At 50.2% G+C, this 13,040-nt stretch carries 15 protein-coding genes; 9 read left to right on the top strand and 6 right to left on the bottom strand.

Features of this window, described 5'->3' with window-relative positions; genetic code table 11:
- Nucleotides 1–137 precede the first annotated feature (137 nt).
- On the top strand, nucleotides 138–290 hold the full coding sequence (locus WQ57_RS26545; RefSeq protein WP_156183068.1) for a lmo0937 family membrane protein: 153 nt from the start codon (nucleotides 138–140) through the stop codon (nucleotides 288–290).
- A gap of 81 nt (nucleotides 291–371) precedes the next feature.
- Here WQ57_RS26545 and WQ57_RS27315 read toward each other — a convergent pair whose 3' ends face one another.
- Nucleotides 372–692: a serine aminopeptidase domain-containing protein gene (locus tag WQ57_RS27315; protein WP_277620278.1), complete on the bottom strand. Its 321-nt coding sequence runs from the start codon at nucleotides 690–692 to the stop codon at nucleotides 372–374.
- A gap of 32 nt (nucleotides 693–724) precedes the next feature.
- On the bottom strand, nucleotides 725–1,300 hold the full coding sequence (locus WQ57_RS27310) for an alpha/beta hydrolase (protein WP_277620277.1): 576 nt from the start codon (nucleotides 1,298–1,300) through the stop codon (nucleotides 725–727).
- Between the two features lie 245 nt (nucleotides 1,301–1,545).
- On the opposite strand from WQ57_RS27310, the gene WQ57_RS06820 reads away from it, so the two are divergent.
- Complete coding sequence (locus WQ57_RS06820; RefSeq protein WP_046523002.1) at nucleotides 1,546–2,046, top strand: sigma-70 family RNA polymerase sigma factor; 501 nt, start codon at nucleotides 1,546–1,548, stop codon at nucleotides 2,044–2,046.
- Between the two features lie 298 nt (nucleotides 2,047–2,344).
- The gene (tatA, locus tag WQ57_RS06815) at nucleotides 2,345–2,530 is read left to right on the top strand and encodes a twin-arginine translocase TatA/TatE family subunit (protein ID WP_046523001.1); all 186 of its coding nucleotides are present in this window, start codon (nucleotides 2,345–2,347) and stop codon (nucleotides 2,528–2,530) included.
- Nucleotides 2,531–2,578: 48 nt separating this feature from the next.
- Here the strand turns inward: tatA and modB are convergent, their stop codons facing one another.
- Both modB and modA read right to left on the bottom strand, forming a co-directional pair.
- Nucleotides 2,579–3,232, bottom strand: coding sequence for a molybdate ABC transporter permease subunit (gene modB / locus WQ57_RS06810; RefSeq protein WP_046523000.1), 654 nt, complete (start codon nucleotides 3,230–3,232; stop codon nucleotides 2,579–2,581).
- A complete protein-coding gene (gene modA, locus WQ57_RS06805; protein WP_046522999.1) occupies nucleotides 3,232–3,975 on the bottom strand; it encodes a molybdate ABC transporter substrate-binding protein in 744 nt (247 codons plus the stop codon). The genes modB and modA overlap by 1 nt, the downstream gene beginning before the upstream one ends.
- Nucleotides 3,976–4,365: 390 nt before the next feature.
- Here modA and WQ57_RS27305 point away from each other — a divergent pair, with 390 nt between their 5' ends.
- Together WQ57_RS27305 and WQ57_RS27300 are read left to right on the top strand one after the other, a co-directional pair.
- Entirely contained in the window at nucleotides 4,366–4,983 is a 618-nt protein-coding gene (locus WQ57_RS27305; protein ID WP_277620276.1) for an AMP-binding protein, read from the top strand.
- Complete coding sequence (locus WQ57_RS27300) at nucleotides 4,881–6,008, top strand: AMP-binding protein (RefSeq protein WP_277620275.1); 1,128 nt, start codon at nucleotides 4,881–4,883, stop codon at nucleotides 6,006–6,008. Before WQ57_RS27305 ends, WQ57_RS27300 begins: the two co-directional genes overlap by 103 nt.
- A gap of 96 nt (nucleotides 6,009–6,104) precedes the next feature.
- Here the strand turns inward: WQ57_RS27300 and WQ57_RS06795 are convergent, their stop codons facing one another.
- Nucleotides 6,105–6,605: a cupin domain-containing protein gene (locus WQ57_RS06795; RefSeq protein ID WP_156183080.1), complete on the bottom strand. Its 501-nt coding sequence runs from the start codon at nucleotides 6,603–6,605 to the stop codon at nucleotides 6,105–6,107.
- Between the two features lie 375 nt (nucleotides 6,606–6,980).
- Here WQ57_RS06795 and WQ57_RS06790 point away from each other — a divergent pair, with 375 nt between their 5' ends.
- From WQ57_RS06790 to WQ57_RS06775, 4 genes are read left to right on the top strand one after another with little or no spacing between them, the layout of a single operon-like run.
- A complete protein-coding gene (locus tag WQ57_RS06790; RefSeq protein WP_046523116.1) occupies nucleotides 6,981–8,159 on the top strand; it encodes a galactokinase in 1,179 nt (392 codons plus the stop codon).
- A 1-nt stretch (nucleotide 8,160) separates the two neighbouring features.
- The gene (gene galE / locus WQ57_RS06785) at nucleotides 8,161–9,156 is read left to right on the top strand and encodes a UDP-glucose 4-epimerase GalE (RefSeq protein WP_046522997.1); all 996 of its coding nucleotides are present in this window, start codon (nucleotides 8,161–8,163) and stop codon (nucleotides 9,154–9,156) included.
- Nucleotides 9,157–9,159: 3 nt separating this feature from the next.
- Complete coding sequence (galT, locus tag WQ57_RS06780; RefSeq protein ID WP_046522996.1) at nucleotides 9,160–10,644, top strand: UDP-glucose--hexose-1-phosphate uridylyltransferase; 1,485 nt, start codon at nucleotides 9,160–9,162, stop codon at nucleotides 10,642–10,644.
- 35 nt (nucleotides 10,645–10,679) lie between these two features.
- A complete protein-coding gene (locus WQ57_RS06775) occupies nucleotides 10,680–11,717 on the top strand; it encodes an aldose epimerase family protein (RefSeq protein WP_046522995.1) in 1,038 nt (345 codons plus the stop codon).
- Nucleotides 11,718–11,759: 42 nt separating this feature from the next.
- Here the strand turns inward: WQ57_RS06775 and WQ57_RS06770 are convergent, their stop codons facing one another.
- Complete coding sequence (locus WQ57_RS06770) at nucleotides 11,760–12,926, bottom strand: ROK family transcriptional regulator (RefSeq protein WP_046522994.1); 1,167 nt, start codon at nucleotides 12,924–12,926, stop codon at nucleotides 11,760–11,762.
- Nucleotides 12,927–13,040: the final 114 nt, after the last annotated feature.

Below are 13,040 nucleotides of genomic sequence, written 5' to 3'. Positions count from 1 at the left end.
TTCTTAGTTTCACTATAATATAAAGGTGGGCAACTTTCACCAATCCGGCAGGGGGAATGGTGCAGATTATCCGTTTGTCCTCCGCCCATTTTGGGTAATATATCTGTAAGACATGAAGCAGGAAGGAGGAATTCAAAATGCTTTGGACCATTATCAGCATTTTGCTCGGCCTGTGGGTGCTTGGCCTCATTTTTGATATCGCCGGAGGCATCATCCATGTTCTTCTTATCATTGCCGCGATTATTTTCGTCGTGAACCTGATCAGAGGACGCTCATCTGGTGCAAGATAGCGTTTCATTGATAAAGTAAAGCTTTATTTAGTGGTTGGATTAAAGAGAGGATGCCCAGTGCCGGGCATCCTCTCTTTTCGTCTATTCCATGCTTCCGGTACGGGAATCAATCCACTCCAGGATATCGTCATACACTTCCTGCTTATTGATTTCGTTGAGGATTTCATGGCGGGCACCTGGATAAAATTTGCAGCTGACATCGCTGAGCCCGGCTGAACGGAGCTTTTCGCAGCTCTGCAGGACGCCCTTTGTATTTTTTCCGACCGGGTCCAGGTCGCCTGATAAAAAATATGCCGGCAGCTGCTTCGGAATCCGCTCATCCTGGTCATGGAGCGAAAGCAGGCCCTTGAGGAAGTCCTCAAAAAAGCCCGCTGTAAAAACACCGCCGCACAGCGAATCCATAATGTATTTCTCCACTTCCCTTTCATCGCGGCTCAGCCAGTCGAACTCCGTCTTGTTCGGCTTAAAGGCCTTGTTGTAGGACCGAACGTGAGGGCATTCATCTTTCTGCTCGGCGCCCGCCTCCCTTGCTTGCGTGCTTCGCGTACTGAAAGATAATGGCCGACCTTCCCCAGAAGCCCCGGATGACCTCCTGTTCCGGTAAAAATCACCCCGTCGAGTTCTTCTCCGTAAAGCTGGATATACCGCCGTGACAAGAAGGAGCCCATGCTGTGTCCAAGCAGGAAGACGGGGATGTCAGGATAATCCTGTTTCATGATGGCCGTCAGCTCTTTCATATCGTGCACGACTGTTTCAAACCCGTTTTCGTCCCCATAATAGCCGCGGTCTTCCTCGGTAGACGCCGTGTGGCCATGGCCGCGATGGTCGTTCCCATATACATGGACGCCGCGGCTTACGAGAAAATCCGCAAACTCGGCATAGCGCCCGATATGCTCCGCCATGCCATGGGCAATCTGCAGCAGCGCCCGCGGCTTCTCCTCAGCCACCCATTTGACTCCATAAAGTTTCTTTCCATCTTTTCCCTTGAAATAAAAAGACTGGCCAGACATGTTGCAGCTCCTCTCCATTTCAGACTTCACCTTATATCCATTCTACTCTCTAAAATCACAGTAAAATGAAGCGAAAATGCAATTTTTAGCGTTAAAATTCAAATTTGACCCCTAAAATTGACGTTTTCACCTTATTTTTGGCCTCAAATTTGAACAACAGCGATTCGATGAATCCCCGAATCCGCTATAAGGTAAAGGTACCCGGGAATACACATGCAAAGCGCGCTTTCTGAAGGGATTCAGAAATGGAAAGCTTCGACCAGCTCTCAACGCAGTATGCACCGATGATCCATAAAATCATCCAGTCATTGCACATTTATAAAAACAAGGACGAGTATTACCAGCATGGCCTGATCGGCTTGTGGGAAGCACATAACAACTATGATCCGCAAAAAGGCAAATTTTTCAGTTATGCCTATACGTTCATAAAGGGAAGGCTGCTGACTGAACTGAATGCAGCCAGCAAGCTTGAAAGCCTATCGACAAGCGGAGATGATGATTTCTGGCTGGGAATCGCGGATGAAGGGACACCGTGCCCGCTGGAGGAAGAGATCCTCCTGGCGTACTGCCGGCAGGCCCGGCTGACCGAAAACCAGACTAAATGGGTGCTGTACCATTGTTTGAAAGGGTTCGAAATCAGGCAAATCGCCGTTATTGAAAATGTATCGCCCTCCACCGTCAAATGCTGGCGGGCAGGAGCGAAGGAAAAGTTGAAGAATGCACTTGTGAATAGGGATTTTTTCTGATTGTGGATTTGTAGTTACGGCGTATATTCTTTGCTTTACGATGAGGGCGGGGGCTTTACAACAAAACTTGCTGCTCTTACGACAAAACTGGAGCGCCTCACGACAAATGCAGGGGCTGGCGGCCCGCTTACTACGCACTCTTCTTGCTTTACGACAAAGTCCTCTGCTTTACGACGAAACTTGCTGCTTTTACGACAAATCAACGCTCCCTTACGACAAAACCGTATAGATTGTATAGGGCAAAGGCTCCTTGTTTGAACATGCCCGATCAGGGTACGGTCCTACAGGAGGTGATTGCATGCTGCAAAACATCGGGATTCCTGGACTTATCCTCATCCTCATCCTCGCCCTGATTGTTTTTGGGCCTTCCAAGCTGCCTGAGATTGGCCGCTCTTTCGGGAGCTCCATAAAGGAATTCAAAAAGGCGACGAAGGAAATGGCCTATGATGAAGAGCACGGTGACAAAGAACGGAAAAACAAATAAAAACAGCAAAGGCAGCGGATTTCCGCTGCCTTTTTACATAAAAGCTTTTTATCTGAACCATCGATGAATCATGTATAAAAACAAAACCGTCGTGACGCTCAAGATGAGGACCATCAGGTTGGCATCGTCCATCCGGTTGGCTTGTACGGCGTCATAGATGGCGATCGACAGTGTCTGCGTCTTGCCCGGGATGTTGCCGGACACCATCAGGGTGGCGCCAAACTCGCCCATCGCCCTGGCAAAGCCCAGCACCAGCCCGGCCAGCACGCCTTTATAAGCCAGCGGGATGACGATGAACAGCAATAATTGAAGCTTGTTGGCTCCGTCCAGTTCAGCAGCTCCGAGGACATCAGTGCTGATGGATTCGAATGCCGCCTGAATCGGCCTGATCAGGAGAGGCAGCGCGGCCACCGTCGCGGCGATCACAGCGGCTTTCCAGGTAAAAATGAGCGGTCCGCCGAAAAGGGTCTCGAACATCTGGCCAATAAAACTTCCCCGTCCAAGCACGACGAGCAGATAATAGCCAAGCACCGTCGGCGGAATGACGAGCGGAATCGTCACCAGAATCGACAGAAGATCCGTCAGCCGATTTTTATTAAAAGCAAACCACCAGGAAAACAGGATTCCGAGTATAAAAGCGAAAAACGTGGCGATTGTGGAAATCTTCAGGGTCAAATATAAAGGACTAAGAATGGCCTCCATTATGGCAGATCAAATCCATATTTCCGCAGCACTTCCTGCCCTTCTTCACTCAGCATATATTCCGAAAACTGCCTGCTGTATTCCTCTTTCTCCGTTTGCGACGGAATGCCCAAAGCCTGCACAATTGGCTCATGTGTGCTGTCATCGATCAATTCATGTGAGAAGTCGCTGCCCGGCATTAACGCAAGTGCGACGATTCCGACATCGGCATTCCCCGATTCCACCTGCTGGTATGCCTGCCGGATATTTTCGGCAAATACCAATTTAGGCTGGATCTCTTCCCAAATTTCCCACGTTTGCAGCGCCTCCTTTGCCGCCTTCCCATAAGGGGCATGCTCAGGATTGGCTATGGTAATGGTTTTCACCTCTGGACTTAATAGATACTCCTTGTCCAGCTTTTTACTCTTGCCCATCATCACCACTCTGCCAATGGCATAGTACTCCTTCGAATCAGGGAGTACAGCACCTGTTTCTATTAAATCTTCTATATATGATTCATGTGCTGCCGCAAACAGGTCAAAAGGCGCTCCCTTCTTAATCTGCTGTGTCAGCAAACCAGTGGAGCCGAATGTGAATTCCACTTTGACCCCGGTTTTATCAGTGAAGCCTTCCCCTATCTCTGTCAGGGCATGCGTGAGGTCCGAAGCGGCTGCTATATAAATTGTTTGATTTTCGCTTGTCCCATTGGCACACCCGCTTAGCAGCAACATCAAAGACGCACATATTACTAACATTTTCCTCATGCGAATGGTTCCTTTCTGCTGTAAACTTCCCCTATTATATCATCAATACTTCCGGGAGGATAAACAACACAGCCATGTTCATAAAATGGACGAAATCCTTATGGGGCACATGCAAAATAAGCGTGGCTTGCCACATTTTATCCACATATTACCCACAATATTCTGTTAACAATTTGTGAACAAGCCCTTGCATTGTGACAGGATTCGAGGGCTTCCTCCTGTTGACTCTCCGAAAGATATAGGTTCCTGCTCTCATGACGGAAGAAATCAGCGGAGATATGCAGGATTGTGTCGACATTCGCGCGTTTACAAAAAACTCCATCCTATCAATAATGTAAATGAATTCGCCAAAAGCGGAGAGGGTTTATCATATTTTAGGAGGTTGTTAGGATGGAAAATCTGCAAAAGCCTTGGTTGAAGTTTTATGATCACCGAGTGGATGAGCATGTCAGCGTCAAGCATGAATCTCTGTACGATTTTTTGGAAGACAGTGTCAGCCGCTTCGGCGACAAACCTGCGCTCACTTTTTACGGAAGGTCCTGGAGCTATAATGAAACAAAGATGATCGTCGACCGGCTTGCCTCTGCGCTACATAAAGACGGATTTAAAAAAGGCGACCGGGCCGCCCTCATGCTGCCGAACTGTCCGCAGTACATTTTCACCCTGTTTGCGATCTTCCGGCTTGGCGGTATTGCCGTACAAGTGAACCCGATGTACGTTGAACGGGAAATTTCCTTTGTTTTGGAAGATTCCGATGCGACCCATATGTTCGTCCTTGATGCCCTCTACCCTAAAGTAAAAAAGGTCCAGGGAGACAGCGCCCTTAGAAAAGTGATCGCCATTGGGCTGGGCGGCGAAAGGATCGCGCTAGGCGAAGGCACCTGTATTTTGAAGAAGTGCTTCAGGTGCCGCTTGATGCTCCTGAAACCACCATCGATCCGCTGGAGGATGTGGCGATCCTGCAGTATACCGGCGGCACGACCGGCGTCCCTAAAGGCGTTATGCTGACTCACTACAACCTCCTGGCCAATTTTAACCAGGTATGCGATTTTATCTTTAAAACATGCGATGAGGTGCCGGAATCCTTTAAGACGATCACCGTGCTGCCAATGTTCCATGTGTACGGCCTGTCAAGCGTGGCTCTTTGCTGCTTCAGGGAAGGCGCCAACCAGATTATCCTGCCTCGATTTGATGTCAAAGAAGTGATTGAAACCGTCAAACGGGAAAAGCCGTTCATCTTTGCAGCGGTTCCAACCATGTATTTCGCCCTGAACAGCTTGCCTCCTGAAATGCTGAAGGAAGCAGGCTTTGACCAGGTGCGCTACGTCGGCAGCGGCGGAGCGCCATTGGCGGTTGAGCAGGCACGGGCGTTTGAAAATGTAACAGGCGCTTCCATCCGCGATGGATATGGCCTCTCAGAGTCCTCCCCAACCGTTGCCTTCAACCCGCCATTCGTTCCGGCAAAAGAAGGCAGCATCGGCATCCCGGTCCAGAGCACGATTGTCAGGGTGGTGCTTGAAACAGAGGATGGCGAAATCGTCGATGCTCCAGTTGGTGAAGCCGGCGAATTGATTGTCAGCGGTCCTCAGGTGATGAAAGGCTACTGGAACCGCCCGCGAGATACGGATGAAGTGCTCAAGGATGGCTGGCTGTTCACCGGCGACATTGCCAGGATCGATGAAGACGGCTTCCTGTATATCCTTGACCGGAAAAAGGATATGATTATTGCAAGCGGATACAATGTCTACCCTCGTGAGGTAGAGGAAGTGCTTTACCATCTGTCGGGAATTGAAGAAGCGCTTGTGATCGGCGTGCCGGATGAATACCGCGGCGAAACGGTCAAGGCATTTGTAAAATTAAGGGCCGGTTCAACCCTGACAATAGAGGAAATCAAGCAATTTGCTGCCGAAAACCTGGCAGCCTACAAAGCGCCGAAGGAAGTCGAAATCCTCGACGACCTGCCAAAGTCTTCGGTCGGAAAGCTGCTCCGCCGAGTGCTGCGCGATGAGGAATTGGGAAAAGTTCAGGTGTAAAGATAGATAACAGGCAAAAGCCCGGTTTCATTACAACCGGGCTTTTTTGCCTCTTCTTCCTCTATGCTTATCCTGGATGAAGAGCATACACTCTTCCTATTTCACCCATTTATGAAGCAACGGTCCCTCATCGCCATATACAGGGTCCTTTTCCGGGACCGGCACATTTCGGATTTCATGGAGGGCTTGCGTGCGGGATCCCGGGTCTTTCTCCAGCAGATTGGAGCTGCTGCCTTTTGGATAGGCACCAATCACGGCAAAATCCGGAGAGCCTTCCACCTTCTTGTGGCCGGTTCCAGCTGGAAGGACGACCACATCCCCTTCCTTCACCTCGACACGTTCACCGCTGTCGCCGCCAAGAAGAAGCGTTGCTTCCCCTGACTTGACACCAAGGACTTCATGCGAGTTGCTGTGATAATGCTGGTAACCAAATACTTGACCTGTCCAGCAGCCCTCCCAGTCGTTACGCTTGAAGGTTTCTGCTATTCCATTTGGATTTTCATTGAAAATGCCCTGGTATACAATCACCGGCAATTCCGGGTTATTTGGAATCTGTCCATCGTCTTTCAGATAAAAGGAATGTACTTGAGAATTCACATTCATGCTGCACCTCTCCTTTCTTATTAAAAACAGTCCATGCTGGACTCTTACTTTGTTTATACCCATCTTGAAGACGGGGAATCGGTTTTTTTTAATAGATTTAGAGTTGGAAAGATATGGTGTTTGTAGAGTAAAAAGCAGAAATCGTAGAGTAAAAGTTCAAAAGTGTAGAGTAAAAGTCGCAAACAGGCGAGTAATGGACCAGAATCGTAGAGTAACTGGCCGAAACCGTAGAGTAACCCACCAAAAATACCCTTGCAACCATTTCCCCACTTTTCCCTTGCCTAAAATACCCGTTAGTAGTACACTGATTTTAACTTAATTAAATTAATTAACTAAGTATAAGTCCACACACTTAGGAGGCATACGATGATGAAAACGGAAAATTTAAAACTTGCATTCCAGGAAACTTTCAATACGGCCGCTGCATCGAGGACTTTCTTTTCCCCCGGCCGAATCAACCTGATTGGTGAACATACGGATTATAATGGCGGGCATGTGTTCCCTGCTTCCCTTTCGTTTGGAACATATGCGCTTGCAGCACAGCGCGATGACCGGAAATTGCGGTTTTACTCGCTGAACTTTCCGGATGCCGGCATCATCGAGACAGACCTAGACTACCTGGGTTATGCCGAAAAGCATGACTGGGCGAACTATCCTAAAGGAATGTTCCTTTATATGAAGGAAGCCGGCTATGAAGTTGAAAACGGGGCCGATATCCTCTTTTACGGCAACATTCCGAACGGCGCCGGGCTCTCCTCCTCCGCCTCGATCGAGCTGGCAACAGGTGTCCTCATCCAGGAGCTGTTTGGACTATCTATCGACCGAATCGAAATGATCAAACTTGGCCAGAAGGTTGAAAACCAGTATATCGGCGTCAACAGCGGCATCATGGACCAGTTCGCGATTGGCATGGGAAAGAAAGACCATGCGATTCTGCTGGATTGCAACACACTGGCCTACAAATATGCCCCGATTATGCTGGAGAACCATTTTATCATCGTCATGAATACGAACAAACAGCGGACGCTCGCCGGTTCCAAATACAATGAGCGCCGCGCCCAGTGCGAAGCCGCGCTAACTCACCTGCAAAAAGAGCTGAATGTTGCCAGTTTGGGAGAATTGAAGCCGGCGCAATTTGAAGAGCATAAACACCTGATTACGGACGAAATCCACCGGAAGCGTGCCAGGCATGCCGTCTATGAGAACGCTCGCACACTAAAAGCCCTTGAAAAGCTGGAACAGCAGGATCTTGAAGGATTTGGCAACCTAATGAATGAATCGCATATCTCGCTGAAAGATGATTATGAAGTGACCGGCCTTGAGCTAGACACAATCGTGCAGGCAGCCTGGGAGCAGGAAGGCGTCCTTGGCGCACGGATGACAGGAGCCGGATTCGGCGGCTGCGCTATTGCGATCGTCGAGAAGGATAAAGCGGAAGATTTCCAGAAGAATGTGAATAGCATCTACCGTGAAAAAGTTGGCTATGAAGCAACCTTTTACACAGCGACCATCGGGGATGGCGCCAAAGAACTAAGCGAGGAGTGTTAGCATGAGCGTATTGGTGTTGGGCGGAGCAGGCTATATCGGCTCCCACGCAGTCTATCAATTAATTGACCAGGGCGAAGAAGTCGTGGTCATCGACAATCTGGAAACGGGCCATCGAGGAGCTGTGCATCCTAAGGCGCGTTTCTATGAAGGGGATATTCGCAGCCTTGAGTTCCTCACCTCCGTTTTTCAAAAAGAAAAGATTGATAGTGTTATCCATTTTGCGGCCAATTCGCTTGTCGGCGAATCAATGGAAAAGCCGCTGAAATACTTTGACAACAATGTCCATGGGACTCAGGTGCTGCTGCAGGCGATGGTCGAGCATGATGTTAAAACCATCGTCTTCTCCTCCACTGCCGCCACCTACGGTGAGCCGCAGGTTGTGCCGATTACCGAAAGCATGCCGACGAATCCGACCAATGCTTACGGCGAAACGAAACTGACAATGGAAAAGCTGATTTCCTGGACCCAACAGGCCCATGGCGTCAACTATGTGGCACTCCGCTACTTCAATGTGGCCGGCGCCCGCGAAACCGCGGAAATCGGTGAAGACCACAGCCCGGAGACGCATCTTGTGCCGATCATTCTGCAGGCCGCGCTTGGACAGCGCCCGCATATCACGATTTTCGGCGATGACTACAACACTCCGGACGGAACCTGCATCCGAGACTATGTACATGTCGAGGACCTGATCAACGCCCACCTGCTGGCGCTCAATTACTTGAGAAAAGGCGGCGCAAGCGATGTGTTCAATCTCGGCAGCAGCCAGGGCTTTTCGGTAAAAGAAATGATTGAAGCTGCCAGAAGCGTGACTGGCAAGGAAATCCCGGCGCAAATCGGTCCGCGCCGTGCCGGGGACCCGAGTACCCTGGTCGCAAGCTCGGATAAAGCGAAGAAGGTTCTAGGCTGGAATCCGGCACGAACTTCCGTCAATAAAATCATTGAAGACGCCTGGAAATGGCATAGCACGCACCCAGAAGGCTACGGGAAGGAAGTGTAAAACATGGTTTACGGACTGATTGATGGATTAATAGAAAAAGCATTGGAAGCTGGATTGATTGAAACAGTCGATGAAATTTATGTTCGCAACCAGGTGATGCATCTTTTAGGGCTGAAAACGTATCCTGAAACGAGCAAAAAAAAGAATGACACCATTCCAAACCTTGTCGAAAAACTGGTGGAGTATGCTGTGGAAGAGAGTATAATCGAAGATGTGCTGGACGATAAGGAAATGCTCGCAGCCAATATCATGAACGTGTTCCTGCCGCGGCCGTCGGAGGTCAATGCAGCATTTTACGAGAAATATGAAGAATCGCCTATTGCGGCCACGGACTATTTTTACTCCTTAAGCAAAAACAGCAACTACATCCAGATGAACCGGATTGCCAAAAACATTTCCTACAAGGCAGATACCGACTATGGACAGCTTGATATCACCATCAATCTGTCGAAGCCGGAAAAAGACCCGGAGCAGATCCGCCGCGAACGGGAAATGAAGCAGACAGGCAGCTATCCGAAATGTTTGCTGTGCAAGGAAAACGAGGGATATGCGGGTCGCACCGGCCACCCGGCCCGGGCCAACCACCGGATCATCCCGGTACCGCTCAGCGGTGAAAACTGGTATCTCCAGTATTCGCCTTATGTCTATTATAACGAGCACAGCATCCTGCTTTCGGAAGAACATCGCGACATGAAGATTGATGCGAAAACGTTTGAGCGGCTGCTGCTGTTTGTGGAGAAGTTCCCGCATTATTTTATCGGCTCCAATGCCGACCTGCCGATTGTCGGCGGCTCAATATTGAGCCATGACCATTATCAGGCGGGACGCTACGAGTTTTCGATGACGGCTGCCCAGGATGAGTTCACTTTTAGCCTGCCCTCCCATCAAGATGTCAAGGCTTCGGTTGTCAAATGGCCGCTGTCGGTCATCCGCCTGCGGAGTACCTCCATTGGAAGTCTGGTTTCAGCAGGAAATCACATTCTGGAAACATGGCGCAGCTATTCCGATGACAGCATAGACGTGCTCGCTTTTACCGGCGAGACGCCACATAACACAATCACGCCGATTGCCCGCCGGCGCGATGGCCTTTACGAGCTCGATCTTGTGCTCCGCAACAACCGTACAAGCGAGGAACATCCGATGGGCATTTTCCACCCGCATGAAGATGTGCATCATATTAAAAAGGAAAACATCGGCCTGATTGAAGTGATGGGGCTTGCCGTTCTGCCGCCAAGGCTGAAAGATGAGCTGGCTGCGATCCAGCAGCACCTGCTCGGGGAAAGCGCTGGAGTGGCGGAATATCACCTGGACTGGGTGAAAGAGCTGAAAAGCCAGTATGGCGTGCTGACAGATGCAAAAGAAGCGGAAGCTATCCTGCAAAAGGAGCTCGGCCGCAAGTTTGCGCGGGTGCTTGAGGATGCGGGTGTGTTGAAAACCCGGGATGCGTTTGAACGGTTTATTGCATCCCTGAACAGGGAAGATTTGTAAACAAAAGACTTCTTTAGATGAAGGTGGCTATGGTTATGAAAATTGCAGTAAAAGAAATACTGGGAAAATGGCAGGAATATTCCCTGACCAATGCTAACAATATGTGCGTCAGCGTCCTGGACTTTGGCGGCATCATTACGAAAATTATTGCCCCGGGCCGTTTTGACAGCCTCGAAAATGTCGTGGTCAGCTTCAAGGACTGCGAGGATTATGAGAACGATCCCAATTTCTTTGGAGCACTTATCGGCCGGGTGGCCGGCCGCATCCAGGGGTCTACCTTCAAGCTAGGCGGGAAAACCTATGAACTGCCTGCTAACAACGGGCAGAACCATCTGCATGGCGGACCTGGCGGCTTCCATCAGGTCATTTGGAAAGCGGACCCTTTCCTGAAAAGAGAATGCGTCGGCTTGAAGCTTTCCCATCACAGTCCTGATGGAGACGGCGGCTATCCGGGAAACCTGGATGTCACGGTGACCTACACGCTTGATAATAAAAATCGTTTAACAATTGAGTATGAAGCAGTAAGTGATGCGACCACACCCCTGACCCTCACCAACCATACGTACTTCAACCTGAGCGGCGACCTGAAGCGGCCGGTGGACGAGCATGAAGTGATCATCGACAGCAGCACCTTTGTTGAACTGGACGAAGAGCTGATTCCTACGGGGGAAAAGGTGCCTGTTGAAGGGACACCGTTTGATTTCCGCGCAGGCCGAGTGCTGGGTGCCGGCTTTAACGACGATTACGGGCAAAATAAAATTGCCGGAAGCGGCTATGACCATTATTTCATTTTTGACAAGGAAAAAGAGTTCGATGCGGTTGTTGCCGAGCCTCGCAGCGGCCGGGTGATGACTGTGAAAACCACGCAGCCTGGCATGGTGATGTATACAGGCAATTCCCTTGATGACAGCATGAAGCTGGCAGAAGGCCCATCGCGCAAGCATCTGGGTGTCTGCTTTGAAACCCAGGGCTCCCCTGCCTCGCTGCATCATGAAGGTTTCCCGGGCATCATCCTGAAGGCTGGCGAAAAATATACGCAGCAGACCGTGTTTGGGTTTAGCGTGCAAGATTAGGAATACAGTGCAAAAGGGCGGAACAGCAATTGGTTCCGCCTTTTAGATTGGATCAAACATTTCCACGAGCAGCAGCGCGACGGCCCCCAGCAGAGTCGCATCTTCACCAAGCCTCGTCACCGAGATGCTGGTTTGGCGCGCCTTAGGGGTGAGTGCCCTCTGCCTGATCGTTTCAAGAATGGCAGGCATCAGGAAGGCCTCGCTTTTCATCACCCCGCCGCCAAGGACGATTTTACGGGGATTGATAAGATGGACCAGATTGATCAGGCCGATGCCGATGATTCTGCCGGTTTCCTGAAGCAGCTTGATGGAGGCTGCATGTCCCTCTTGGGCAAGTTCATACACTTCCTGGCCGGTAGAGGGAGCTCCCTCTCCCATCCTGCTCCTTGCCCGTTCGGCAATGGACGCCCCGCTGACGAAGGTCTGCAGGCAGCCGGGATTGCCGCACTCACAGATGCTGCCGTTCAGGTCTATCGTCATATGGCCGAATTCGCCGGCGATTCCCTGGGCGCCATGGTATAGCTTGCCGTTCATGACAACACCCGCTCCGACACCACGGCCGATGTTGACGGCCACCATACTGTCGGCCTCGCCATGGCCGCCGAACCATGATTCACCCAATGCCATCGCCCGTGCATCATTCTCGACTTTAATCGCAATGTTGAACTCCTTTTCAAGCTCCTGTTTGATTGGAACGTTTTTAAGATTCAGGTTGGGGGCTACAAGCGACATGCCTGTCTCCACATCGACGACACCGTGCATGGCAATGCCAATGCCGATGATTTTCGTTTGGTCGATGCCGGGCGCAGCAAGGTTGTGGCGGATATTGTCCTTAAGGATATCAATGAACTTTTCATTGTTTAGCGGTTTTTCCAGCTTTTGTTTCGCACGCTGCAGGATCTCGCCCGTTAAGTCGGTAAGCACGCCTTCTACGGTCTCGGGTCCGGCATCGACACCAATCACATAAAAAGCGCCGCTGTTGATATGCAGCATCGTCGGCTTCCGGCCGCCGCTCGATTCTCCAAGCTGGCTTTCCCTGACAAGTCCCTCCTCCAGCAGCTCCTTGACGATGCTGCTGACCGTTGGCGGCGTCAGGCTTGTTTCCTTGGCAATCTGCGCCCTGGAGATGGGTTCCGCGATGCGGATTTTATTTAAAATAATCGACTTATTGACGGATTTCATTAATTGGAATGTACCGCGCTGCTGCATGGTGAGGATCCTCCACTTTCGGTTTGGTTATTGGATTTATTATAACATACTTAGTTAATTTAATTTATTATCTATGGGATATTACATGATGCTAACAATTCAATGACATGCCTC

Origin of the sequence: Mesobacillus campisalis (assembly GCF_000986785.1) — a bacterium.
Taxonomy (GTDB): Bacteria; Bacillota; Bacilli; order Bacillales; family Cytobacillaceae; genus Mesobacillus_B; species Mesobacillus_B campisalis.
The sequence above is the reverse complement of the archived record's forward strand: the minus strand, read 5'-3'. Positions and strand labels throughout refer to the sequence as shown.

Excerpts from the sequence above, each read along its gene's own strand:
- WQ57_RS26545 (WP_156183068.1), top strand. The coding sequence starts at position 138 with ATGCTTTGGACCATTATCAGCATTTTGCTCGGCCTGTGGGTGCTTGGC.
- modB (WP_046523000.1), bottom strand. The coding sequence starts at position 3,232 with ATGGAGGCCATTCTTAGTCCTTTATATTTGACCCTGAAGATTTCCACA.
- tatA (WP_046523001.1), top strand. The coding sequence starts at position 2,345 with ATGCTGCAAAACATCGGGATTCCTGGACTTATCCTCATCCTCATCCTC.
- WQ57_RS27305 (WP_277620276.1), top strand. The coding sequence starts at position 4,366 with ATGGAAAATCTGCAAAAGCCTTGGTTGAAGTTTTATGATCACCGAGTG.
- WQ57_RS06790 (WP_046523116.1), top strand. The coding sequence starts at position 6,981 with ATGAAAACGGAAAATTTAAAACTTGCATTCCAGGAAACTTTCAATACG.
- modA (WP_046522999.1), bottom strand. The coding sequence starts at position 3,975 with ATGAGGAAAATGTTAGTAATATGTGCGTCTTTGATGTTGCTGCTAAGC.
- WQ57_RS06770 (WP_046522994.1), bottom strand. The coding sequence starts at position 12,926 with ATGCAGCAGCGCGGTACATTCCAATTAATGAAATCCGTCAATAAGTCG.
- WQ57_RS06775 (WP_046522995.1), top strand. The coding sequence starts at position 10,680 with ATGAAAATTGCAGTAAAAGAAATACTGGGAAAATGGCAGGAATATTCC.
- WQ57_RS27315 (WP_277620278.1), bottom strand. The coding sequence starts at position 692 with ATGGATTCGCTGTGCGGCGGTGTTTTTACAGCGGGCTTTTTTGAGGAC.
- WQ57_RS27310 (WP_277620277.1), bottom strand. The coding sequence starts at position 1,300 with ATGTCTGGCCAGTCTTTTTATTTCAAGGGAAAAGATGGAAAGAAACTT.
- galT (WP_046522996.1), top strand. The coding sequence starts at position 9,160 with ATGGTTTACGGACTGATTGATGGATTAATAGAAAAAGCATTGGAAGCT.
- WQ57_RS06820 (WP_046523002.1), top strand. The coding sequence starts at position 1,546 with ATGGAAAGCTTCGACCAGCTCTCAACGCAGTATGCACCGATGATCCAT.
- galE (WP_046522997.1), top strand. The coding sequence starts at position 8,161 with ATGAGCGTATTGGTGTTGGGCGGAGCAGGCTATATCGGCTCCCACGCA.